Below are 26047 nucleotides of genomic sequence, written 5' to 3' on the forward strand. Positions count from 1 at the left end.
CCACAGCAAAGCTAAATCATTTGCCGTGGAAAAATCTATAAAATCAATAACAAAGGTTATTAAGTATGACAACAATTAAATACGATAGCAGCCTCTGGCCATTAGCTGTAACAGTAGCAAAGGGGGAGTGCACGCTAGCAATGCACTTAGACTCTTTAATATCATGGGATCGTTGGTTTGATAGAGCTGAAGCATTTATTGTAGTGCGTGTTTATACAGATGAAGCATCCTTACAACACCCTAAAGGGGCGGGTCCTGCAACACAAGAATGGCTTAAAAATGGTGCGGCAGAGAAAATGCTACAACTTGTTCAAGCGATGCTTATCGTTGTTCCTGAGGAGCAATATCAAAAATTGCAGAATATGAGCGTTCAAAAAGCCTTTGGTATACCTGGAGCCGTATTTAAATCACTTGATGATGCTGCAACATGGCTGCAGGCATCAACCAAAGAGATAGCGATACCTGAAAATATTGAATTACAAGATGTAGCTACACTTGTCCACTCTCATTGCGGTAATACCAATTAGCTTAATTAAGTGATCTATTTTGAGGTAAGCAAATCGTGTTGATAACAAGGCAACAAAGAGTTAATCGTCCCTCAAAGGGAAGCGCATGTTTGCTCTTTATGCTGCGTTATCGCTTATTTATGGGGAATAACCACACTACATAGGCTCTGCCTTGCCTAAAAACCAAACAGGCCGCTGTAAATTCAACATGCCCTAGTTATACCAATTCCAATAAATAGCTGATCTATTTTACTTGCTAAAACAACCCATTTCTTTGTTGTAAATTTCGTAAAGGGAACAACCATTTACATCAATTTACGCCTAGAACTGAATTATTTTTTTTGCGTAAAATTTAGATCACATACTTAATGGAATTGGTATTACCCCTTTATAAAAACACTCAATAATATGTAATCGATACAACTTAAAATCATATATTTGTGAGTGTTTTTTCCGCCACCATAATGTGGGGAAGTACATCTTCAATATCTGTTTGCAGCTTTGCATTAATATTATAAACATTACTTAAATAGCGCTGTGTTAGTACTTCTTCAGGCGAGCCATGAGCAACAACTTTTCCTTTATCAAGCATGTAAATTCGATCTGCAAAGCTCGCAGCAAGTGATAAATCATGAAGAACAGCAACAACTCCCGCGCCTTGTTTTGCGGTTGTAACGGCTTGGTTCATGACTTCATATTGATGATATAAATCTAAGCTAGCAGTTGGCTCATCAATTAATAAATAAGCATTTTTTTGCTGAGTTAAACTTGGCTGTAATTGGCACAATACACGAGCTAATTGAGTACGTTGCTTTTCACCACCAGAAAGCTGAGTAAAGCATTGCTGTGCTAGGTGAGTAATCCCTACGGCTTTCATTGCATCATTAGAGAACTGTTTCAAGGTAGCCTGCGTGCACTGTTCTTGATGACTAAAATGCGCCATATCAACAACTTCATTAACGGTGAAAGGAAAATCTAACTCGTAGCTCTGGGTTAATACCGCCCTTAATTTAGCAAGCTCTAGCAAACTATACTCATTTAACTCTCGTTGATTAATATTTACAGTTCCGCCACTTAACGGTAAATCTCCTGATAATGCTTTCATTAATGATGATTTACCTGCGCCATTGGGACCAATGATAACTACAATTTCATTTGGTTTTACATAAAAATCAATATTATCCAGCAACGTTTTATGTTTAATTTTTACGCTAAGTTGGTTGCCAATTAACATAGTTCACTTTGCTCCTTGGTAAGTTTTTAACAGCATAATCAAAAAGAATGGACCGCCAATAGCACTGGTTATTAGACCAATGGGGACTTCTGCTGGTAGCATTATGGTACGGGCAAATAAATCAGCAAGGCTAAGCATTAATGCTCCCCCTAACATACAAGCTGGTAATAAATAACGGTGATCTGGGCCTAATATTAAGCGCATAATATGCGGTACTATTAAGCCGACAAAACTAATAACGCCCGTAATTGCGACGGCTGCTGCTGTGCAAAGTGCCGTATATATAAAAACCTGCTTTTTCAATTTAGTCACATTAATGCCGACATGCTTCGCTTGAGCCTCTCCTAATAAATACACGTTAAGAGGTTTAGATAAACGTAATAAACCAATACAACAACCAATAATAATACCGAGTGTTGGCATTATCATCGCAAGGTGATTTCCCGCCAAAGAGCCCATACTCCAAAATGTTAAATCACGCAATTGTTGCTCATTACTTACCAGTGTTAAGATACCGATAATAGCGTTTACAATCGCATTTACGGCAATCCCTGCCAGTAGTAGGCTAACAATAGTAAAACGCCCATTTTGCGCGCCCAACCGATAGATAAACATGCATACCGCAATACAACTCAAAAATGCCCCTACAGGCACCGCATAGTAGCCTAAGTTGTCGCTAAAATTAGCAAACAAGCTTGTTCCTAATACAATAGTTGCTACTGCACCTAACGCTGCACCACTGGCAATGCCAATCAAGCCAGGATCTGCTAATGGATTTCTAAATAAAGCTTGCATTGCAGCACCGCAGGTTGCTAAACCAGCTCCAACAACCATCGAAAGTAGAATACGAGGAAGGCGGATCTGCCAAATTATAGCGTGCTTAAGCTGATCATCTACCGGCTGGGTTAGCATAAGCATCGTCTCGCGCAGCGTTATCACAACCCCTCCCTGACTTAGGGCAATAAAAAATACTAATATACAAATAATAAACAAAACAGGAATAGATAAAACCCGTATCCGTTGTTGCGCTAATAACCTATTTCCTAACGCCAGCATAGCTATCGCTCGTCCTGTTGTTTTGTGCTGTTTTCAGCTAATTTTAAAAATCTATATTGATAGCCATCCGGCAAGCGTGTTTTAGGATAAAATGCATGCGCTAGTTCTACCGCTGCTTGAGGCGTTCTAGGGCCCATACTTAACAAATAGAGCGCATCAAAATTGTAAATACGTCCATTTTTTATCGCATTTGAATATTTAAAAACAGATAATATTTCAGCGCTTGGTTGCTGATCATTGGCGCCAATTCCCATACTAATAATCACATCAGGATTTAGTGCTAATGCGGCCTCGCTTGAAATCGTCTGCCAGTTAACCATTGTTTGAGCCATCATATTCACTCCACCTGCAATAGTTACCAACTCATCAGCAGTTGTCTCTGCCCCTGCAACCATAAGTTGACTACTGCGGATAACCAAAACCTTAGGTTTAGTACTTGTTTGCTCTAAAATATATGACAAGGCCTTGCGGTCCGCTTGCAAAGAGTCTGCGAGCATATTGCCCTTACTCACAACATTTAATTGTTTGGCTATTTGCTCTATTTTATTTTCAATACGCCAAAAGTTGTCGTTTTCATGCAAGATAACCAAGTTAGCGCCAGTGAGCTTTAATTGCTCAACCATTTTTTTAGGACCAATATCTGATTCAGCGAGGATAAGATCTGGATTTAATGACAACACACCTTCAACGCTTATTTTGCGAACATAGCCAATTTGTGGCTTCTGAGTTGCAGCGGCTGGATAAACACTGGTGCTATCAACGCCAACAATGCGTTGTTGTTCACCAAGGGCGTAAATAACTTCTGTTATTGAGCCCCCTGCAACCACTATTCGCTGTGGGTTAAGAGGCTGCGGACTTGCATGTACATAGCTATTAGCAAGTAAAATAACAAACGGAATAAATAAAATAGATGAGAGTTTCATGATGTTAAACTTAAATTACAAATAAAAACAATAACAGTTTTCATTTGTAACTAGTAGCTTTTATTATGATTGTTTTAATGCCCTATAAAATTTAGTTTAACCTCTTAGGTAATAAGGTATGTGAGCTTTCGGAGTTAAATGATTTCAATTTAAAGGCTATTTAATCACGGCGTGAAATGTGTAACCAAGTCACCTCATACGGCCCGCATTACTCTAATGGCTGTATCCTTGTAAGAATAAGTAAAATACTGGGTAACAAAAGGGTTTCATCACCAAGTCAAACCTAAATAGCAGCGAGTGTCATCCATATTTTTCATCGCCTACTTATGGTAAATAATCACACCACATAGGCGCTACCTTGCCAAAAAACCAAACACTCTGCTGCAAACTCAACCTCGAGAAATAAACAAGCCCTTATTAAATTAAAATTTATTTCCCCCTGTTTATTTAACCTGAACTCTGGATAATAAATCTATCTCGAGCAGCTATTTTCAGCGCTAACTGCGTTGAAAATCTCTGGCTAGAGAAAATAAATTTAAAAATCAACATGATTCAATATGTTAGTAAACCTCTTAACCAGAGTTCAGGTTACTTAGTAACTTTTTAAACACCGTAAAGTAGATATTTGTTAAATTGCCAAGCTCACTAATATGAACTCGTTCATTTTCTTGATGGATAGTGCCGTTAGTTAAACCAAGTTCAACTACTTGCGGACAAATATCGCTAAAAAAACGGCCATCAGAAGTTCCTCCTGCAGTTGAGGTTTGAGGAAGCAAACCAGTACATTGATTAATGGCTGTTTTGCACTCTTTTATTAGCGAAAGTTTATTTTTACTATTCTCTGCAGAGTGATAAGGGTTGCAAGCATGCGATGTTGTTAGTGAGAAATCATTAGTAGTTCGCATTACAATATGAGTGACTAAATGAATTAGATCATCTTCACTGTAAGCCGTGGTATAACGAATATTTAAATTAATTATTACAGTATCAGGAATGACATTATCACTGCACAGGCCTGAGTCGATATGAGTGACTTGCATTGTTGTACCAAGCTGATTGCTATCTCTATTATCCCAATCAAATTTCATTAAATCTTTTACAATGCTACAGGCATGATGGATAGCATTAATGCCTTGAGTCGGATAAGCAACGTGCGCACTTTTTCCATTAACTTGAATGGCAAAACTCAACGCCCCTCTGCGTCCAATTTTTAGCATATCACCGCACTGCTTTATTGATGTCGGTTCTCCAACAATACAATAATCCAAGTCCTGTTTTGCATCTTTAAAGTGTTTTACAATTTCACATGAGCCGAATAAAGCATCGCCCTCTTCATCGCTGGTAATTAAAAACCATAGTCGCCCAACAAAGCGCCCTTCAAGTACTAGCATCTCAGCTGCAACTAAGGCTGCGGCAATACCGCCTTTCATATCTGCGATGCCTCGACCGATCAAGTAATCATTTTTAATTTCACCTGCAAAAGGTGGGGCTTGCCATTTATTAAGATTACCTGTGGGCACAACATCCGTGTGCCCACAAAAACCTAAATCGGGTCCATCACCATTAGATATAACAGCAATTAGATTACTCACCCCATGACTTTCAAATGTATCGACTTTTGCTCCCAGCATTGATAACTTTTTTGCAATCCATGCTTGGCAACCTGCGTCATCAGGTGTTACCGATTCAAATTGCAGTAATTCACGTGCATACTCAATTACTCGACTTTGGTATTCGCTCTTTAACTCAGCCGTTAAAGTAAATTGTTCATCGATGATAAGGCTCACCTCATAATTAAATAAAGGGTATTAAGGTAGTTTGTTTCATCAACAAGTTAAACAACAAACTCCCAGTAATAACTAATACTTTAAACGCACTATCAACTCACTATTAGCCACATTCATCGCATTTCTTGAAAATAGCAGTGTTAAACATTCATCAATAAACTGATCAACATCATCACCGAGTACAACAGTTTGAGCTGCAAAAGCGGCAGCTCGTAATGCATTTTTTAGACTTTCGGGGTTTTCCCCTCCTGCAACATTGATATTCTCGCGAATAGAAACCACTTCAAATCCTTTGTGTAAAAAAAATGCTGAAACATCTTCAAGAGAATGTTGAAACATAGCTAAAGGGGCATCTTTCAATCTGTCCTTCCATTTGGGACTCATAAATACTTCCTGTAATGTATCCCTTAATAAAAATCCCTCTGTGTTTGGCTGACTGCAGCTCCACTGTATAGCAATACATCCACCTGGTTTTACCGCTGCTGCCATTTGTTCAAGCGTATGAGTTGCATCTTTTAGCCAATGAAGCATCCAAAAACTAGTCACCAAATCATATATATTTGGCTTTAATACTAATTGCTTCGCATCACACACATTCGCATTAACAGGCAAATCATTACATCGCTCAATAGTTTTACTTATCATTGATTTTGAAACATCAGTAGCGTCAACACTCCACCCCCTATGCGCAAGTTCAGCAGCTAAGCGACCACTACCACAACCAATGTCAGCAGCAAGGCCAGCAATATTATTTTTATATAAATCTGTTTTTTTAAGTGCCTGTAAGGCCTCTAGAAATTGGCCATCATTAGCTTGCTCATATTCATCAGCCAGCCATTGTGGTGCATCTTCTAATGGTAGTTGTGTATCATTTATTTGAGTCATATTGTTTGTATTCCTTGATTTGTTGTTTATTAAGATCAAAATTAATTTTTTCTGATAATTTTTTACGAGCAATTTTACCTATAACGGTTAATGGGATATGTTCAACATACGCCACTGTATCTGGCAACATATAGCGTGCAACACCTTGTGCCGCTAGGTATTGCCTTACGTCTTTGAGTGCTAACTTAGGCGAATTTGGGTCTTGCGAAACGATAACTGCGCATGTTCGTTCACCGAGTTGTTCGCAAGGTAGTCCCACAACAGCAACATCTTTTATGCCATGATGGCAGGCTAAATGAGCTTCTAATGTTTCAACCGAAATAGTCTCTCCACCTCGGCGAAGAACCTCTTGGATTCGGCCTTCAACAATAAGGTGACCACTGCTTAGCCGCCTTACCTGATCCCCAGTACGGTAATAACCTTCAGTAGTAAATGATTTTTGATTGGCCTGCTCGTCTTTATAATAACCACGGATTGTATATGGACCTCTAGTCAACAGCTCGCCACACTTTCCCTTTGCAACATCCTGGCCTTGTTCGTCCACCACCCTAACTTCATCCAAATCAGATAATGGACGTCCTTGAGTCTTGAGTTTTAAAACACTAGGATCTGAATTACGAGTGAAATTAAGAAGTCCTTCAGCCATGCCAAACACTTGTTGTAAATTACAATTAAGTTCATTACCGATTCTGCGAGCTGTAGCTTCATCAAGTTTAGCACCGCCAACTTGTAATAAATCAAGACAAGCCGCTGGAGGTGTTACTAATGCAGCATAATTAAGCCAAGTTTTCACTAAAGTCGGCACTAACGCTGTCACCGTAACCCCTGCTTTTTCAATATACTCAAATGCAATTTCAGGACTCGGCACTGGACACATAACTACACCTGCTCCCACTTCAATCGCACCTAAAATACCTGGGCAAGCTAATGGAAAATTATGCGCCGCTGGTAATGCAACAAGATAGCGGTCTTGTGAACTCAATTCACAAAGCTTAGCGCTGGCTTTTATATTGTAGAGGTAATCTCTATGTGTTCTTGGAATTAACTTCGGTATTCCTGTTGTACCGCCTGAGCATAATAATAAAGCCATTTCAGCAGGATCCGCTGCGAGACCAGGAAACTCAGGTGCTGTCATTTGAGCTTCAGTTTCCTTAGTAAACTCTAGTAAAGATAATATTGACGGATGCGGTTTTAAATCTAGGCCATCTACAACAACATGTTTAAGTGTTGGGACTGTATTAAGTAGCTCATTGGCAAATGCATGACAATCGAAACTAATCGATTGTTCACTAACAAACCAAGCACGTGCTTGTGTTAATTTCACAAAATGCAAAATTTCACGTTGTCCATGCCCAGGTAACGCCATAACAGGAATAACGCCTAGCTGGAGTAAAGCGAAAAAGGTTAATACAAATGCATTATTATTACCCATTTGCATCACCACTTTATCACCTCGCCCAAGACCAATACTGTGGCAATGCTCTACTATATTATTCACAACAGCGCTTATTTCTTGGCCTGTCATCTGTTGCCATTCACCAGATTGAAGGTCGGGGCCGCTGAGCAAAATAACATCAGCATATTGCTTAAGTTTTGCAGTTAACCAATTTGCAAAGTTTTCATTTCCCCACACCCCTTGCTCTTTATATTTTCTGCTTATTTCTTCTGGCCAAGCATATAACCCGGCTTCGGTAGGCACAAACTCAGTCACAGTGCCCCCTCCATTTCCAATTCAGCACTGAGTGCGTCATCATCTAAATCTAAGATTTCACAATACACTTGAGCAATTTGTAATACTTCTTCAGCATCGCTCGAGTCAGTAATTGAAGCGGCAATGCCTGCAATAGAAGGTGAACTAAATAAGCTTTTCATGTCTATCGAATTGGATCCGAAGATTTCCCTAATTTGCGCGATTAACGAACTTGCTAAAACAGAATCCCCACCCGCAGCAAATAAGTTTTGATGAATATTACTACCATCCCCCCCGATCACTTCATGCCAAACAGAAGCTACCACACGAACTATTGGCATACTTAACGAGGTTTCATCATGTTCTACATTTTTAGTAATTACTGGCTCTTGAGTCTCAGCAACGACTCTATTTTTGGGTAACGTATCACCAATATGCGTATCCCAATAATCTGGCTCAGTGACGAGGTTCACTACGGTATTACTGAAAAAATCAAACATTGCATCGAGCACACCATCAACAAAAGCATCCTCTCGACAATCCCAATTAATTAAAATACCACCATCAAGTTCAGTTACTTGCGCATCAAGTAATACCTGTGGCCCTTGAGAAATAATCCAAATAGGATCCCCAAATACTCGGCGCACATTTGCATCAAATAACTCACCTAAATTTAATGCGCTTGTAAATACAACAGGCGCTGTTACTTGCTGCCCACGTGCACGCCCTAAATCTCTTAAAACATGAACTCCACCGTAGTCTGCGCGCGCTGCTCCCTCGTGCATACTAGATTGAACATCACGCGCTCGTGTCACAAAAGTTGCAGTCGGGCCAGTATCAACATCGAGGAGTATTGAACTACTAAAGTCGCCTACCACCTCTTTAATATTAGGGCCTGCGAGTGGACGTTGAAATAAAGGAACATTAAGAATAAAACGCGGATCTTTACTCCATCCAGCTAGGGTTTCTGCCAGCACGGTTGCTAACACCACTGATGGGGTTAATCCATACTGACGACATTGCGCATATAATTGTGCTTTACGCTGCGGATCAATATTAAAATGGCGTCGTGTTGTAATAGGATGCTGCGATGAAGCTGCTTTTAAAGGTAGTAATGGGCCATTGGGTAAAGAAGCTAGCTGTGTTTGCCACCACATCCCTGAGCTTTCTTTTATTGACTCCCAATTATGCTCAATGGCCATTCGGCAATCTTTATAACTCATTGCTAAATCAGCAAGTTCTACATCAGGATCATCGTATAACAGTGCAAGATCACGCAGTAGCGTGCGATAACTAACGGCGTCTGCAGCTATCATATCAATGTCTAAATGCAGGCGACTGTTACCATTTTCTAATAAGCTTAAAGCAACCGCAAATACTTCTCCTGACTCAATATCTAACATTTGTGATGAATAGGTCGAGCGGTACTGCTCTAGTAACTGCTGCGCAACATCAGTAGGTTTATCCCGTAAATCATTAAAGATGACATGCACTGTATTATTACTTGGATTATGTATTTGCTGTCCACTGGAACATACCTGTAAACGCAACGAGCTATGACGTTGAACAAGTTTTTCTATTGCTAGCGTCAAACGGGCTAAATCTAATGGCTGTGACTTATCATTGATTGCCGACAACTCAAATTCACAATACAGATGCGCTGATACCCCCCCAAGCGGTTGATTAACATCACGTCCTAACCAATAGGCATACTGCATAGGCGCAAGTGAAAAAGGCGCATGAGGAAGTTTCCCAATTTTTATTTTTGGGATCCCAAAGATAGTGTCTTGTGCATTATCAGCGAGGCTGGCAGCCGATACCCTAAGATACTCAACCCATGCCCCCACAAATGGTTTTTTAGCTAAATCTGCAAAGTTAATATCATAACCAGCCGCTCGCCAAGTTGACACTAAGTTCATTAATGTGATCGAATCAAGTCCTGCTTCAATTAGGTTACATTCTGCTGATACAGCACCTGGCTGTAAATTTAACGTATTACTAACGACAGCAAGTACATCTTCTAATAGCGAGGCTGAATTACTATTTTTATTCATTTGGGTAGTTTCCATTCTTAATGTTTGTCTTTACCAAATCATGTTGTTGACTTGGCGAGGATGTCTTGTTGCTTCAAACGCAGCAGCTCTAGCCGCTGTTGATGCAAAGAAGAAGTACTTTTTTGATTTGCTTGCCACTGCATAAGTAACGCTTTTTCATCCAGTTTTCCGTTTACTGTTAGCGGGAATTTTTTAACAAATAAAAAGTCTGAAGGTAAATAGTGAACAGGGAGATGCTGAGATAGATAATTTCTCAATGTTGCTATTGGTTGTGCGGTAAATGATTCCTCTGTCGCGATTAAAATAGCAATTAAGCCATCTGATAAACCACTGTCGAGGCATGGTTTTGCTATCACGGCTGCTCTTTGTATCTTTGCATGTGATTCTAAAACAACTTCTATTTCACTCGGCTCAATACGAAATCCTCTTACTTTCAATTGCCTGTCTGCACGACCAAAATAAAAGAGTTGACCATCAAGTTGCTTCGCTAAGTCACCCGAACGATACATCCGCTTCCCTGTATGAAAAGGACTGGCAACAAATCGCATCGCGGTTAGATCAGGGCGATTGATGTAACCGAATGCCACTTGATCTCCTGCTACATAAATTTCACCAATTTCACCATCAGCCACTTTTTCTAAATTTTCATCAAGTAAAAGCACCTCCAAACTAGATAGCCCTTCACCTATTGGACTATTTTCAGTGCCACAAAGTGAATCACTTAGTGTTAGCCATGTTACGTGCACCGTTGTCTCTGTGATCCCGTACATGTTTATCAATTGCAATGTTTCGCAAGGGTAAAGCTGCCACCATTTTTTTACTTTATCCAAATTAAGTGCTTCACCACCAAAGACCACTTTGCGCAAGCATAGTGGTTGCTCACTCATTTTTAGAGCCTTACTTTCTGCGTCAATTAAGGCATAAAATGCTGAAGGCGTTTGATTAAGAATAGTGACCTTTTCTGCTCTCAAATATTGTACTAAGGCGTCTGGTGACCAAATTACACTTTTTGGAATAATCGTTAGCTTGGCTCCTGTGGTCAAGGCTCCCCACACTTCCCACACTGAAAAATCAAAAGCCAGTGAATGAAACAAAGCCCAAACATCAGTATGTGTTGCATCTAATAAAGGCATTGCCGCATTAATTAAGGCCAGAACTTGCTGATGCCCTACAACAACTCCCTTAGGGTTTCCCGTCGACCCTGAAGTAAAAATAATATAAGCGAAAGCACCTGCGGCTCTGTAAACAGGTTTCTCGTGCTCATCTGGAACAAAGTTAAATTGGTCCTCGACAAACAACAAATGACTCATAGCTTTAGTAAGTGAATCGTTACCCCAAAGCGTCATGCTCAACTCTCGCTGAGTAACAATTGCGCTAGGCTGACTACAAGCAATTATCCAATCGATCCTTTCTTTGGGGTAGTCGGGATCAATCGGCACATAGCACGCTCCAAGTTGCAATATTGCTAACACGTGAATAATTTGCTCACAGTTTCTAGGCAATATTAAAGCCACGCAGTTTCCTGTACGAACACCACTTGCATAAAGTCGATGTGATGCCAACTCCGCTTTTTGTTTAAGCGCTTTATATGTCAAGGAGCTATGTTCATCACTAACAGCGATGCGATTAGGGTGCATAACGGCTTGTTCAGCAAAGGATTGATACAGGCATGCTGTACCTGCTGGCATCCCTTTGTTAATCTGCTCCATATTAATTTCCATCCATCTCTATGAGTGATTTAGGACGTAAATCTGTCCAATTATCATTTAGCCAACTCAAACAAGTATCACGTGTTTGAGGGCCAAAAACAGGCTCCCAACCAGAAGGAATAGTTAATACTTCAGGCCATAACGAATACTGTTTTTCATGATTGATAAGGACTACAAATGCCATTGATTCATCATCGAAAATATTTTCACTCATGATTTAACTCCAAAGAGACTGTTGATAGGGGGTTTAATTCGCTGTTATTAAGTTGCGCAGAATTTGCGGCTTCATGACTGAATTTGTTACAACTATCGACAAGTGCTTGCAAATAGAACTCAAAATCAGTTAATAGCTGAGCGCTACGTTTTTTGCCCACTGCATGCGGGTCAAAGCTCAAACGGATCTTGGTTGTTGCACCTGGGTAGATAAATAAAGCAGCGGCTTGGCCAACCGAATCTTGCCACTTAACATCCTTTAATCCTGCCAATGCAACTGGTAATGTAAGTCCTTGAGATGAATTGACTTGTTTAATTGGCTCTGCGGTTTGTGTATCCGCATCAAGGGCATTTTCAATAACTAATAAAGTATCAAAAAATTCACCAAAACGATGAGTCGCCTCCAAATTATCCAACCTAACCGGAGCTAACGCTTGCCATTCAAATTGTTCCGTTTGCAACTGCTGCAACAACGCAATTGGACTACTCAAAGAGCCGGTCTTAATCCGTATTGGTACTAACTGAGTAACCAATCCAACAAGCGTTTCAATACCTGCTAACGACGCTGCACGACCAGAGTCAAATAAACCAAATACGACATCGTCCTGATTAAGTGCATTACCCACTGTTTTAGCCCATGCCAATTGAAATAGCATGGCCGTAGATACATTAATCTTTGCAGCTAATGCTTTAACATCTGCATTTACAGCAGTACAAAGCACACTAGATAATTCTTGTGAAGGAAGTCGTTGTTGTCTTGTCGGGCATAATAATGAAGGGGCTTTGAAACCATTCAGCGCTTTATTCCAATATTGACAAGCTATTGTCGGATCTTGTTTTTGTAACCAATCAAGATATTGACCCCAATGTAAATTTGGATAAGCTAAAGTTGCTTCAGCACTCATCCCTCCAAGCCACTCTTGCAAAATTCGAGGGGCTGACCAACCATCCAGCAGTAAGTGATGACAATGAATCAAAATTAGCCACTGAGTATCACTTATACGTATAGATAAAAATCGCATGAGTGGCGGAGCATCAAATTCAAAGCGATATTGGTAACATGCTGTGCGATGTTGCGCTAACAATGCTTCATATTGCTCACTTGGTTCACCACGTAAATCTAAAGTTTCCCATACAGGCTCGAGTATATCGGCAGTAAAAGTAGAAAATGTTTTCACAAAAAAGCCTGATCTTAGCGCGTCATGACGGCGCAGAAGATCCGCAGCCCCTGCTTTTAAAGCACTTTCAGATATTTCTGGGGTGTGTTGATTAGAAAGAGTTATTTCCATTTGTGTTGTCCATGGATCTGCTAGTCCATGACAGTGGCGAAGCATTTCAACTTGCAGTGGCGTAGCTGGCTTAATTGTCAAATTATTACTATCAACAAGACCTTGCGCTTGTAGCTGTTGTTGTTCTTCAATAAAACAGTCGTGTAGTTGATGAAAAAGCTTATTTAACTCAGCTTTAAATCGTAGTAGATCACTATGGTGCAATTCGCTACTAGGTGCTATCGCATTAAAGTGAAGAGTTTTTATCCCTTTTTGTTGACAGTAGTAGGCTGTTAAATCTAAAGAATTTAGTAACGGCCAGTGATCGGAGCAAGCTTCAGTGAGCTGCTCAAGAAGCGGAGTTACTGACCATAAACCTGAATTGGAGGATAAATTTAAATCACCAAGAAAATTAAAACCGACTAACCATCCATTTACACCTTGTTGAGCAGGCGCGACACCACTTGATGATACAAAAGGAGAGTCTTGCTGAATAATTTGACCACACCATTTGCGCAACACTGTTTCTATCAACTGGCTCGACATTTCGTCCGATTTAGTCTTTAAAACATCACTATTGAGAGCCACATAAACTTCACGGGCAAACCAGCCAATGGTCCTGCTTAAATCTTGTGTTGGTTCCTGAGCTTCTCGACCATGCCGCTCTAGTACCAAGGTAGGGCAGCGATTATCTAGCGCTGGTTTTAATTTTGATGTAATAGCAGCTAAGCAACTTATTGCAGGTAATAAACTAGCCAGTGGAAGGCCTAACCTACGAGCGATAGTTAATGCTGGACATATTTTATTATAAGGTTCCAAGCTCCAAGTTAATGTATGAGCACTTGCCAACGTTCCCAAATTGGTTGAATTTTGCGCAGGTATATACTGCTGGCTTAATTTATTTATATGATTGGACCAACTACGCCATGATGTTGGTACGGGAGGTAATTCAAGTTTTTCATTACTCACTTGCTGATTTCGGACAATCGCAAGGTCTTCAGCCAAAATATGCCATGATGAGGCATCTATGACTAAATGGTTTATGGCAAACCAAGCCCTTTGGTTATTATTTTCATTTTCTTTAACTAACAATACGGCAACCATAACACCGTTTTTAGGACTTAAATTACTGCATAGTTGTTTTGCCAACTCAGCTGCTGATAATACACCTGAGTTTTCTAAAGTGGGTAAATCAGTATTTTCAGAATACACTCTATACTTATTATCATCACACTGTTGATAAGTTTGCTCACAATAAATAGTTTGGGCATTTTCAACTGGAACATTTAGGGATAACTCCCCCGTACCCGATTGCACTAATTGAGCTCGCAACAACCCATGGCGATTAAGTAAAGTATACACAAGCTCTTTTAGTTCACCAGCCGTCATACTTTCAGGCACTACTACACTTGCTAGTTGTGCAAATCGATCAAGCGGCGTCGCTGCACTAAGGTAGCGCTGCATTAATAAAGTTGAAGTAAGCTGACCTTTATCATTACTATCGTGGCTAACCGTTTTACTATTTTGACTGTCTCCGGGGGGATCAACTTCGTGTAATTCTTTAACCAAATTCGCAATGCATTTTGCATTAAATACTTGACGAGGAGTAAGGTGGATCCCTTCTCGACGAGCGCGACTGACTAATTTTACAACTGAAATACTATCGCCACCCACTGCAAAAAATCCATCGTCAATGCCTATTGTCTCAATCCCTAAAACGTCACACACTAAACTACATAGCTTTTTCTCCAGTTCATTGCGAGGGGCTCTTTTGGCAATAACACCTAAATCATCAGGTATCGACAGCGCTTTACGATTAATTTTTCCATTAGGTAATTTAGGTAGTTTTTTATTAATTACAAAATACTTGGGGACTAAGTGAGGAGGTAGAGCTTGCTCACATACATAGCGAAAGCGGGCTATTAAGTTTAAATTAGCCTCTTGATTATCGCTTAGTTGCTCTATTTCATTTTCAATATAACAAATTAACTCCATCGCACTTTGAGTAACCGCTCTGGCAATCACAGCGCAAGGACATTTAATTAACAGCTCAATGGTTGACTCAACTTCGAGCGGCTCAACACGAAAACCTCTAATTTTTACTTGCTCGTCTATACGGCCAATGTATTTAATATTTCCTTGAGTTGTCCATTTTACTCTATCACCACTTAGGTAAAGTCTTTCACCTTGTTCAGAAAAAGGATTAGCAATAAACTTGCTTGCTGTTAAATCACTACGATCAAGGTATCCTCTTGCTAATCCAGCACCAGCAATTGCAAGCTCACCAGGCACCCCTAAAGGCGCTAATTGCAAGCAACTATCTAAAACATAAACTTGCCCTCCTGCAACTGGCTCACCTATTACCGGCTTTTCAGCGGCATTGGTTTTAGCAATCATTGCATCCACTGTTGCCTCTGTCGGGCCATATAAATTAAAGCCCAACGTACCAGGCAGGCTCTTTATACGTTGCCAAAGCTCTTGTTTTACCGATTCACCACCAAAACCCAATATTGCAGGTGTGTGAGGTTCAATAAATTGCCCATTGGTATCTGTAAGTCCTGACTGTAACCACGGTAATACTTCATCTAGCATACTGGGAGTTAACTCAATAAAATCCATTTTTTTAAGCATTATCTCTTTGGCAAGAGTGACCGCGTCTTGCATCGTATTTGCATCAAATAAATAGACTTTATGGCCTTCAAACATCCACAGTGTGGGTTGCCATGAGGCATCAAAAGCCAAAGACCAAGCATGGCCAACTTTTAGCTGATTATGTTCTACAAGCGCAGAAGCTTCGCTATAGAGATCGTGTTTATGACTAGCAATAAGGTTAACCAGCGAAGCATGTTTTACAACAACACCTTTTGGCTGCCCTGTTGAGCCTGATGTAAACGTAATACAGGCTGGATGAGATGAGCGCAATGGCCGGCATCTCTCTTCGTTTGTAAGATTAAGATCACTATTTTTTACACTTAATGCTTCATTCTCAATAACTAACAAACTGACTGTTTTAGTTTGTAATTCAGTCGCTTTAGCTGATTCAAATGAATGTGTATCACCGTTATTAATTACTATATTTGGCGCCGCCAATGTAAGTACTCGGTTAATGTAATCCTCTGGATAATTTGGATCTATAGGTACAATAGCGGCACCAGCCTTAAGTGTACCAAGCATCACAACGAACCATTCCAACTGACGAGGCATTATTATGGCAACCCGATCCTCTGGCCCAATCCCTTGCGATACTAGCCACCTTGCGACTCTATTTGCTCTTGCATTGAGCGTTAAAAAGCTGAGGTCATGCAGGACGTTTTGTTTTTGCAAAACACTCTTTATCGTTTCACTGCCAACTAACTCAACGGCAGTTCGATTTGGGTATTTACCCACGGTACTCTCAAACCAAGCAACGAGCGTTGTTACTGGGCTTAAAAATGCATCGCGTTGACCCCATTTTATTAATTGATTTTCATCGGGTAATACAGTGGTAATGTTAGCTAGTGCTATATCTGGTTCTTGGACACAGTGTTTAAGTAACTGTAGCAGCCGTTTTAAATGATTTGGTATGGTTTTTGGTCTATATAATGAAGCACGCCAAGTGGCTTGAAACTGAAGGCAGTTATCTTTTAATAATGCGTCAAAAGAGAGATCTGTTTGCGTTGTACCATTAAAATACTTTTCCCAATGTACATCTAAGTCATCGATTACCGGTGGAGACATCCCATGGCTTAAGAAAGTCACCATAGTGTCTAATAATGGGTTTTGCGATTCCCCTCGTTTTATTTGTAATTTTTCAAGTAATAATTCAAAGGGTAAATCTGCATGTGAAAAAGCAGCACGACATTGTGTCGCACAATCACGGATCAGTTCACGAAAACAAAGTTTATTATCAACCTTAATCCGCAGTGGAATAACATTACCAAAATTACCTATCAGGTCACTCAGCTCAGGTAGATTACGATGCGAAGCCACTGTCCCTATCGTCACTTCCGAGGCCCTAGAAAGCCGAGTCATTAATAAAGCAATCACCGCAATAATGGCTTCAAAAGTTGTAACTTGTTCTTCTCGTGCTAACGTAAGTAGGTTTTGTGTTGTTGCTTTATCAAGATTATCACTGTGCCAGCCACCATTTTCATTTTGTCTCACTCCCCGAGGAAAATCAGTTGGAAAATCAATAGGCTCAGGTAGCGGTGTAAGCTGCTTTTGCCAGAACGCAACCTGCTCTTTGCTTTGTTCGGAATCTTGTTGCCATTTTTCACGATGCCATTGAGCAAAATCTAAATACTGGATGGGTAACGGAGCGCGTTGTTTAAATTCGCCGCTCTTAATTAGCCTATAGTATGTTGATAATTCATTGGAAAAAATACCAAATGACGCCCCGTCCCAAACAATATGTTGCCCTACCATAACTAAAGTGTGATGACTGTCGGTCATTTTTACGAGAGCAAGTCGAAGTGTACTCTTAGTTGCAAGATCGAAAGGTTCTGTACTTGCATGTTGTGCTATTTCTTTAAGACGTACTTCTCGCGTCTGCTGATCTAAATCTTGTAAATCATATTCACACCATTGCAAAGGAAACTCATCAAGCACTTTTTGTCGAGCACCAACAATAGGGTCTGCATAATAGGAAGTTCGAAAAATACTGTGCCTGCTCACTAATTCAAAACAACTTTGCTGTAAAACTCGCGCATCTAAACAACCCTTAAATTGCCACAAGACACAAACATTGTAAGCAGACGAAAGTGGATCGAGTTGATTAAGTAACCACATTCTTTCTTGCGCATTAGAAAGTACATAACTGGTCTCATTTTTTGCTTTTGAAACTGTAAAGCTTTGATTTAATGTCGATAAAGAGTCCACATTATTATTCGGCATGATTATTTTTCGAGTTGCCGCCAATTTTCTCGCAAGCTTTAGCCTAAGTGCATTATCCATAAAACAGACCCTAAAATATAAATAATAATAATTTGCATTATTATTTACTGTAGTTATTATTGCAACACATTGATTGAAAATTAATCCCGTGTGTATAAAAAATGTATTTTGAAAAGGAGCATAAGATATTATGAAAACTAATTTTTCCAATGAAGGCACAACCCAAAGCGATGAGCAAAATTTAATCTTCGCACGAGCAGCCGCTCTAGCCGACTGTGGTATATTTAAAGAGTATTTAATTTACGAAGATAACGGTGAATGTTGGTTTGCAGGGAGTATTGTTCGATCTATAACAGTATTTGCAACTCACATTGAATCTAATACCTCTGCAGGAAAAACTCAGCGCCAAGTTAACAACGAAAACCTCTGCCAAGTCCTACAGCAAGAATTAAATACTTGGGATGGTGAATGGCAAGCATGTGGATGGTCTAGTTTTGAATTCGCGTATGCCCTGAAATCACCAAAACTATTAACCGAAGAAGAAAAAGCAGGCCAAGAAGCGTTATTATTTATTTGTGAGCCAAAAATAACGGTATCCCTAGGGAAAAAACCAACACTCATTAAATCTAAATCCAGTGAACTTGAGCAAAAAGTACGCTTAATACTAGAAAATGCAGTTGTACGAGCACACGTTCCTTACAAAAATGTCGAAATACCAGACAATATTAATTATAAAAATGCAGTCAAAAAGTCTGTCGCCAATATCAAAAATGGTTTACTAGAAAAAGTCATACTCTCGCGTAAGGTTCCCCTACATTTTTCTCCCGATTACACTGCGACTTGGCTTCAAGGACGTTCAATGAACACACCGGCTCGTTCATTTACAATGAATTTAGCTGGTTGGAAAATCACCGGGTTTAGTCCTGAAATTGTACTTTCAGTTGATGAAAACCGTAAAGTTACAACAGAGCCGTTAGCGGGTACTCGACGATTAGAAGGTAATCCAGAAACAGATCAAAAAATATTTGATGAGTTACTAAAAGATCCAAAAGAAACCCACGAACACGCAATATCTGTGAGACTTTCAGTTGACGAAATGAATGAAGTTTGTGAACCAGAATCTGTACATGTACCACAGTTCATGGTTCAAAAAAAGCGAGGTTCTGTGCAACATTTAGCTTCGAGAGTCTGTGGCACTCTAAAAACAGAATATAACGCTTGGCATGCATTCGAAAGCCTATTCCCTGCTGTTACAGCATCTGGTATTCAAAAGCTGGCTGCTTTTTCAGAAATACGACGACACGAAGGCAGTAGCAGAGGGCTTTATGCAGGCGCAATTTTAAAACTAGATCACACAGGCGTTATTGACGCAGCATTAGTTTTACGCAGTGTTATGAGTAAAGGCGATCAGCACTGGTTACAGGCTGGAGCCGGAATTGTACTTGATTCAACACCAGAAAGAGAACTCACCGAAACCAGTGAAAAACTAGCAAGCATTTCACCTTGGGTTGTTGAAAAAACAAGCTAAATTAACGTAATTCATTAAATAAGGATACTTAATGAATCCTTATTCAGCTAATACCTACTGCTACACATTTTTATAAAAAAAAGTAAATTTATGTAGCAGATAAAAGTTGTTTTAAACGAGGAGTTTAAGCATGGCACAGCCACTAATACCTACATACGATATCATTGGTGTCGGATTTGGCCCATCAAATATAGCTTTGGCGATTGCCTTAGAGGAAATTAAAAGCAATTCCACCACACTAAATACCTTATTTATTGATAAACAGCCAGAATATCAATGGCATGGTGATACTATTACTAACCAAAGTGGGCTACAAGTCTCATTTTTGAAAGATCTTGTCACATTGAGAAATCCAACCAGCCCTTACTCATTCTTAAATTATTTACATTCACATAATCGTTTAGTGGACTTCATAAATTTAAGTACTTTCTACCCAAGCAGGCTAGAATTTAATGACTATCTGCGCTGGGTTGCGGGTCATTTTTCTTCTCAATGTCAATACGGCGAAGAGGTTACCTCTATTGAGCCGGTTATGGATAATCAAAAAGTAAAATTACTCAAAGTGACAACCGCAGATACAGGTGGTACAAGTAAGATCCGTTTTACTAAATCACTTGTTATGGGCACTGGCGGAACCCCTTTAATACCGGAAGTTTTTCAACCGCTAAAACAAACCCCGATTGTATTTCATCATACTCACTACCTATCAAAAATGGCTAAACTTATTCCAGCAAAAACAAAAGACTTACGCATTGCTATAATCGGTGGTGGGCAAAGTGCTGCGGAAGCTTTTATTGATATTAATGATAATTATCCGCACGCAAAAGTTGATTTAATTATGCGTGGTAATTCGATGAAGCCAGCAGATTCAAGTCCCTATGTGAATGAAATTTTTAACCCATCATCAACAGACTCTATATTCAGTAAAACGCAGCAAGAAAGAGAGGAGCTATTAAAAGAATATAAGTACGCTAATTATTCAGCTGTTGACTCATCGATGATTGAGCAAATATATAATATTTTTTATCAACAAAAAGTTGCCATGATGGAGCAACATACATATTGCCCTAACAGTGAAGTTACTGAAGCATCTGAAAAAAATGGAAAAATAACGCTGTCTATACTTGATAGAAAATCAAATCAGCATGCCACGAATAATTACGATTTAGTAATTTTAGCTACAGGGTATCAACGACCTAAAATGGCACCTATGTTAGAACCTATTAAAGCCTATTTAGGAAACATTGATATTGATCGAAATTATCAAGTTAAAACGGACGAGCGTTTTCTTCCATCGTTATTTTTGCAAGGACGTTCAGAATCATCCCATGGTTTAAGCGACACTTTACTCTCAATACTTTCAGTGAGATCAGCAGAAATAGCACACTCATTACAGGCAGAGTTGCAAGAACAGGCTCAGCAAGCAGTTGCTTTAGCTTAATCCCTTGAAATGCATATTACTCAAATAAGTCATTATCTAAGTAATGTGCATTCATCGCAATCGGGTTTATTTTCAATCATTATTGCCTTATAACAAATGTGATACTGTTTAATAACAAGGAATAAAAATGAAGTTTATTGCCCCTTTTGCGCTTTTGGCAACAGTCAGTTTTTCGGGTTTTACGAGTCAAACAGAGCAAACGCTACAACTTGAAAACGTATTCGACCTTGAATATGCGAATCAGATAGATATAACCGAAGACGGTAAAACGGTTTATTTTGTGCGTAACCGCATGGATATAAAAACAGATCGTAAAGTTGGTAATATTTGGTCTGTTGATTACAAAACCAAGCAAATGCAGCCGTTAACTTCTGGCGTGCACATGGATTACTCGCCAGTTCTTTCTCCTGATGGTCAGCGCCTTGCGTTTATATCGACTCGTGATGGCAGCAGCCAAATATATATTAAGTGGCTTAAAACAGGCGCTATGGCAAAAATTAGTAATCTAACGAATAGCCCGCGTGCAATTACGTGGAGCCCTGATTCTAGCCAATTAATATTTAGCATGTTTATTCCAAGTGCTGCTTCAGCGCCAGTAAGCTTACCGGGCAAACCTAAAGGGGCAACGTGGGCAGAACCAGCTAAGTTTATTGACGATGTTTATTACCGTTCAGACGGTGTTGGTTATACACAAAAAGGCTTTAGCCAATTATTTGCTATAGATGCTAACGGGGGGAATGCTAAACAACTTACTCATGATGAGTTTGATAACGCAGGCGATGTAAGCTTTAGTAACGATGGTAAATCACTTTATTTTTCTGCGAACAGGCATAAAAACAACCAGCTAAAATTCACAAATAATGAAATTTATAAACTTGATTTGGCCTCGCAAACTATAACCGAAATTACTAACCGAGATGGCCCTGATGAACAACCTAAAGTATCGCCCGATGGCCGTTACTTAGCGTACACAGGTTATGACGATATACGCACTAATTACGAAAATGCTCAACTTTATATTCGTGATTTAAAAACAGGTAACACAACTAGTTTAACGCCAAATTTTGACCGTAGCGTAGGGCAAATTAAATGGAGTGCAAACTCAAAAGGGATTTACTTTAGTTACGCAGATAAAGGCCAAACCGCCCTCGCCTACCAACCACGCAGCGGTAAGCATAAAGTAATAACAACTCAAATTGGCAGCGTTGCATTTGGTCGCCCTTATTCTGGTGGTGACTTTGATGTAAGCGAAGATGGCGAAGTAGCCTTTACCCTTGCCGATACTCAGCGCCCTGCTGACATAGCAACCATTAAACGCGGTAAAGCGCAGCGCTTAACTACCCTTAATAGTGATGCTCTGGCCGACAAAGCTTTGGCTAAAGTAGAAGAAATTTGGATTAAATCAAGCCACGATGAGCTAGCAATTCAAGGTTGGATTGCTTACCCACCAGGTTTTGATAGCAGTAAAAAGTATCCGCTAATACTAGAAATACACGGCGGCCCTGTCGCTAATTATGGCCCGCATTTTAGCGCCGAAATTCAACTGTTTGCAGCAAAGGGAAATATCGTCTTATACATGAATCCACGCGGTAGTGATTCATACGGTAAAGAGTTTGCACAAACTATTCATCACAATTACCCAAGTAACGACTTTGACGACTTAATGACGGGCGTTGATGCGCTAATAGCGAAAGGCTTTATTGATGAGTCTAAGCTGTTTGTAACTGGAGGCTCAGGCGGCGGCGTATTAACAGCGTGGATTGTAGGTCATACCGATCGCTTTGCTGCCGCTGTAGTCGCTAAACCTGTTATTAATTGGATCAGCTTTGTACTAACTGCTGACTTTTATCCATTTTTTGCTGATTACTGGTTTCCGGGTAAACCATGGGATCATATTGAGCATTACATGAAACGCTCACCTATTAGTTACGTTGGTAATGTAACCACACCAACCATGCTGCTTACTGGAGAATCTGACTACCGTACACCAATATCAGAAACTGAGCAGTTTTATCAAGCATTAAAACTACAAGGTGTTGATACAGCAATGGTCCGTATACCTAATGCTTCACATGGTATTACAGCTCGCCCATCAAACTTGATGACTAAAGTTGCTTATATTCAATGGTGGTTTGATAAACACACTAAATAAACTCTGGATAATAAATTTATAGCTCAAATAAAAGCCACTTCAAATAAGTGGCTTTTATATTTACCGCTATAGTATTCAAACTGTAAACCCCCTTTACACTTCTGTGACAATTAAATATCGGACTTAGCTAAAACTTCAGTTAGTAAAATTTCGGTTTATAGCATTTTTTGTAACTTGAGTTGGTAAAAAATCGGTTTGAGTCACTGTTTATACCCTCTCAGTTAGTAAAATTTTGTTTTATAGCAACGAGAAGTTAGTAAAAAATCGGTTTATAAATTCCCTCTGTTTGTCTATTAAAGCAAAAATCAGTCACTTATCCGCCCTTTAAAGTTGTTGTAAACGCTTTTTACAGCAAAATCACCCCAAATATGCCGTTTTATGAAAGGTTAGTTAAACTCTGATCTGTAAATTTACTCAGGTAGTTAAATCGTGATCCAACATGATTTAATTAACCTGAACTCTGGATAATAAATCTATCTCGAGCAGCTATTTTCAGCGCTAACTGCGTTGAATTTACTTGCAATAGGCCAGCTATTGACGCGTAAATTCGCCTTGTTTTCACTGAAAATCTCTGGCTAGAGAAAATAAATTTAAATATCGCCATGATTCAATACGTTAGTAAATCTCTTAACCAGAGCTCAGGTTAGTTAGTTAAAATCTGATCTAAAAATTAAAACAATAAAAAAGGGCCTATTGGCCCTTGAGTAACACTATCTAGTTAGGAATTAAAATTGGTTCATGGTGTTATCTTCACCACCGGCTTTCAGCGCGTTATCACCAGAGAAGTATTCTTTGTGTGTATCGCCCATGTTAGAACCCGCTAAATCTTGATGCTTAACAGATGCCTGCTCACGACGAATCTCTTGGCGTTGTACATCACGTACGTACGCCAGCATACCCATGTCGCCAAAGTAACCTTCCGATAAAATATCAGTGCTTAGCGCAGCTGTATGGTACGTAGGCAGAGTAATTAAGTGATGGAAAATACCCGCTTCACGTGCGCCATCGCGTTGGAAGTTTTGTACTAGTAAATCGGCTGCTTGCGCAAGCTCTGTTGCATCCATTTCTGGAGCCATAAGGCCTTTATTGTCGCCAAGGCTTGGGTAAGCACTTAAGTCACGGCCAGCTTCTTGCCACTCTTGGTACACTTGCTCACGGAATTTAAGCGTCCAGTTAAACGAAGGCGAATTGTTGTATACCAGTTTTGCATTTGGCACGTGTTCTTTTACACGATTTACCAGCTCTGCGATTTGTTTAACATGTGGTTTTTCTGTTTCAATCCACAGTAAATCAGCGCCCGACTGCAAGCTTGTAATACAATCTAGTACTACGCGGTCTTTTTCTGTGCCTTCGCGGAATTGGAATAAACCGTTATCTAGGCGAGTTGGTTTACATAACTGGCCATTAATTTTCATTGCTGTGTCGCCTTCATTTAAGTCATCAACACCGTTAATTGGGGTGGTTTCTAAAAATGCGTTGTACTGGCTTGCTAAGTCACCTGGTGTTTGCGACACAGGTACTTTTTGAGTAAGGCTGGCGCCTAATGAATCTGTACGTGCCACAATAATACCGTTATCAATACCGAGTTCTAAAAAGGCGTAACGTACTGCATTAATTTTTGCTAAAAAGTCTTCGTGCGGTACTGTAACTTTACCCGCTTGGTGACCACATTGTTTAGCGTCAGACACTTGGTTTTCTATTTGAATGGCACACGCACCGGCTTCAATCATTTTTTTAGCCAGTAAGTAAGTTGCTTCTTCGTTACCAAAGCCAGCGTCAATATCAGCAATAATTGGCACAACATGGGTTTCAAAGTTGTCTATTTTATCAATAACCGCTTGAACGTCACCGCCATTCGCTTTTGCTTCATCTAGGTCGTTAAACAAGTGGTCTAGTTCACGTGCATCAGCTTGCTTTAAAAATGTGTAAATTTCTTCAATTAGCGCAGGTACCGATGTTTTTTCGTGCATGCTTTGATCTGGCAGCGGGCCAAATGCAGAGCGAAGCGCTGCAACCATCCAGCCACTTAAGTACACATAGCTGCGTTTAGTTGTTTTTTGATGGCGCTTAATAGCCATCATCATTTGTTGTGCAGTAAAACCATGCCAACATCCTAAAGATTGTGTGTACTGGCTTGTATCTGAGTCATATGCTGCCATATCTTCACGCATTACGTCTGCTGTGTATTGCGCAATTTCAATTCCTGTGCGGAAACGATTTTGCTTACGCATACGGCTTGCGTATTCAGGGTTAATAGCTTTCCATGGGCTGCCTTGAGATTGGCAAAGAGTAGAAAGAGTGTCTGTTTCGCGTTGATATGTTGTCATAATAAAATCCTTCGAACGAGTGTGTAATACCAACCTGCATAAATCTTTGATCAATTTAACGAATTAAATTGCACTATAACGTCGTTAAAAATTTTTTATTTAGAATAACTAGATACAAAAATTTTTGCCTAGCTCTAGCGTAATTTTCTTAACGTTAAATAGACCCCATATATAAGCAGATTGGTATAAATTATTTTAATGTTGTGAGAGTGGCTAGGAGTGTGTGCTCCGTTTCGCTTGATTCAACATTAGGCTCATTTTTTAGATTTAGTAAATTTATAGTTATTATTGCGGCTATACATTTCGTGAATGGCTAAAAAGCACTCAACATTGCTTTTTTGAGTTATTGTTGCCTTAACGCACTAGCACACAACAACATCGCGACCGTTTAAGGAAGGCAAT

The 26047-nt window shown here is 39.8% G+C and carries 15 protein-coding genes; 4 read left to right on the forward strand and 11 right to left on the reverse strand.

The window, feature by feature from the left end; all coding sequences use genetic code 11:
• Positions 1–65 precede the first annotated feature (65 nt).
• Positions 66–527 carry a hypothetical protein gene (locus tag PX700_RS05520; protein WP_166377515.1) on the forward strand — a complete coding sequence of 154 codons (462 nt, stop codon included), beginning with the start codon at positions 66–68 and terminating at the stop codon, positions 525–527.
• 409 nt (positions 528–936) lie between these two features.
• Here the strand turns inward: PX700_RS05520 and PX700_RS05525 are convergent, their stop codons facing one another.
• From PX700_RS05525 to PX700_RS05570, 10 genes are all read right to left on the reverse strand, one after another.
• On the reverse strand, positions 937–1740 hold the full coding sequence (locus PX700_RS05525) for a heme ABC transporter ATP-binding protein (protein ID WP_479520106.1): 804 nt from the start codon (positions 1738–1740) through the stop codon (positions 937–939).
• A gap of 3 nt (positions 1741–1743) precedes the next feature.
• Positions 1744–2796 (reverse strand): FecCD family ABC transporter permease, encoded by a 1053-nt coding sequence (locus PX700_RS05530; protein WP_197119013.1) that lies wholly within the window; start codon positions 2794–2796, stop codon positions 1744–1746.
• Positions 2797–2798: 2 nt separating this feature from the next.
• Positions 2799–3719, reverse strand: a complete 921-nt coding sequence (locus tag PX700_RS05535; RefSeq protein ID WP_415636902.1) for a heme/hemin ABC transporter substrate-binding protein — start codon at positions 3717–3719, stop codon at positions 2799–2801.
• A 572-nt stretch (positions 3720–4291) separates the two neighbouring features.
• Positions 4292–5506, reverse strand: a complete 1215-nt coding sequence (gene dapE / locus PX700_RS05540) for a succinyl-diaminopimelate desuccinylase (protein ID WP_479520107.1) — start codon at positions 5504–5506, stop codon at positions 4292–4294.
• Between the two features lie 72 nt (positions 5507–5578).
• Positions 5579–6391 carry a class I SAM-dependent methyltransferase gene (locus tag PX700_RS05545; protein WP_479520108.1) on the reverse strand — a complete coding sequence of 271 codons (813 nt, stop codon included), beginning with the start codon at positions 6389–6391 and terminating at the stop codon, positions 5579–5581.
• On the reverse strand, positions 6375–8102 hold the full coding sequence (locus PX700_RS05550) for a (2,3-dihydroxybenzoyl)adenylate synthase (protein WP_479520109.1): 1728 nt from the start codon (positions 8100–8102) through the stop codon (positions 6375–6377). The genes PX700_RS05545 and PX700_RS05550 overlap by 17 nt, the downstream gene beginning before the upstream one ends.
• Positions 8099–10135 (reverse strand): condensation domain-containing protein, encoded by a 2037-nt coding sequence (locus PX700_RS05555; protein ID WP_479520110.1) that lies wholly within the window; start codon positions 10133–10135, stop codon positions 8099–8101. The genes PX700_RS05550 and PX700_RS05555 overlap by 4 nt, the downstream gene beginning before the upstream one ends.
• 38 nt (positions 10136–10173) lie before the next feature.
• Positions 10174–11844 (reverse strand): amino acid adenylation domain-containing protein, encoded by a 1671-nt coding sequence (locus tag PX700_RS05560; RefSeq protein ID WP_479520111.1) that lies wholly within the window; start codon positions 11842–11844, stop codon positions 10174–10176.
• Between the two features lies 1 nt (position 11845).
• Positions 11846–12058, reverse strand: coding sequence for an MbtH family protein (locus PX700_RS05565; RefSeq protein WP_197119019.1), 213 nt, complete (start codon positions 12056–12058; stop codon positions 11846–11848).
• Positions 12051–18257, reverse strand: coding sequence for an amino acid adenylation domain-containing protein (locus PX700_RS05570; protein WP_479520112.1), 6207 nt, complete (start codon positions 18255–18257; stop codon positions 12051–12053). Before PX700_RS05570 ends, PX700_RS05565 begins: the two co-directional genes overlap by 8 nt.
• 130 nt (positions 18258–18387) lie before the next feature.
• Between PX700_RS05570 and PX700_RS05575 the strand changes: the two genes are divergently transcribed.
• The 3 genes from PX700_RS05575 (at position 18388) to PX700_RS05585 (ending at position 23318) form a co-directional block, all read left to right on the forward strand.
• Entirely contained in the window at positions 18388–19725 is a 1338-nt protein-coding gene (locus PX700_RS05575; protein WP_479520113.1) for a salicylate synthase, read from the forward strand.
• A 130-nt stretch (positions 19726–19855) separates the two neighbouring features.
• On the forward strand, positions 19856–21166 hold the full coding sequence (locus tag PX700_RS05580; RefSeq protein WP_479520114.1) for a lysine N(6)-hydroxylase/L-ornithine N(5)-oxygenase family protein: 1311 nt from the start codon (positions 19856–19858) through the stop codon (positions 21164–21166).
• Between the two features lie 127 nt (positions 21167–21293).
• Entirely contained in the window at positions 21294–23318 is a 2025-nt protein-coding gene (locus tag PX700_RS05585) for a S9 family peptidase (RefSeq protein ID WP_479520115.1), read from the forward strand.
• 725 nt (positions 23319–24043) lie between these two features.
• Here the strand turns inward: PX700_RS05585 and PX700_RS05590 are convergent.
• A complete protein-coding gene (locus PX700_RS05590) occupies positions 24044–25645 on the reverse strand; it encodes an isocitrate lyase (protein WP_479520116.1) in 1602 nt (533 codons plus the stop codon).
• Between the last annotated feature and the right edge of the window lie 402 nt (positions 25646–26047).

Source organism: Pseudoalteromonas sp. TP27 (assembly GCF_056470645.1).

What these genes read in the sequence shown, in the direction of transcription:
- PX700_RS05520 (WP_166377515.1), top strand. Translation starts at nt 66, where the DNA reads ATGACAACAATTAAATACGATAGCAGCCTCTGGCCATTAGCTGTAACA.
- PX700_RS05525 (WP_479520106.1), bottom strand. Translation starts at nt 1,740, where the DNA reads ATGTTAATTGGCAACCAACTTAGCGTAAAAATTAAACATAAAACGTTG.
- PX700_RS05530 (WP_197119013.1), bottom strand. Translation starts at nt 2,796, where the DNA reads ATGCTGGCGTTAGGAAATAGGTTATTAGCGCAACAACGGATACGGGTT.
- PX700_RS05535 (WP_415636902.1), bottom strand. Translation starts at nt 3,719, where the DNA reads ATGAAACTCTCATCTATTTTATTTATTCCGTTTGTTATTTTACTTGCT.
- PX700_RS05545 (WP_479520108.1), bottom strand. Translation starts at nt 6,391, where the DNA reads ATGACTCAAATAAATGATACACAACTACCATTAGAAGATGCACCACAA.
- PX700_RS05555 (WP_479520110.1), bottom strand. Translation starts at nt 10,135, where the DNA reads ATGAATAAAAATAGTAATTCAGCCTCGCTATTAGAAGATGTACTTGCT.
- PX700_RS05560 (WP_479520111.1), bottom strand. Translation starts at nt 11,844, where the DNA reads ATGGAGCAGATTAACAAAGGGATGCCAGCAGGTACAGCATGCCTGTAT.
- PX700_RS05565 (WP_197119019.1), bottom strand. Translation starts at nt 12,058, where the DNA reads ATGAGTGAAAATATTTTCGATGATGAATCAATGGCATTTGTAGTCCTT.
- PX700_RS05570 (WP_479520112.1), bottom strand. Translation starts at nt 18,257, where the DNA reads ATGGATAATGCACTTAGGCTAAAGCTTGCGAGAAAATTGGCGGCAACT.
- PX700_RS05575 (WP_479520113.1), top strand. Translation starts at nt 18,388, where the DNA reads ATGAAAACTAATTTTTCCAATGAAGGCACAACCCAAAGCGATGAGCAA.
- PX700_RS05580 (WP_479520114.1), top strand. Translation starts at nt 19,856, where the DNA reads ATGGCACAGCCACTAATACCTACATACGATATCATTGGTGTCGGATTT.
- PX700_RS05585 (WP_479520115.1), top strand. Translation starts at nt 21,294, where the DNA reads ATGAAGTTTATTGCCCCTTTTGCGCTTTTGGCAACAGTCAGTTTTTCG.
- PX700_RS05590 (WP_479520116.1), bottom strand. Translation starts at nt 25,645, where the DNA reads ATGACAACATATCAACGCGAAACAGACACTCTTTCTACTCTTTGCCAA.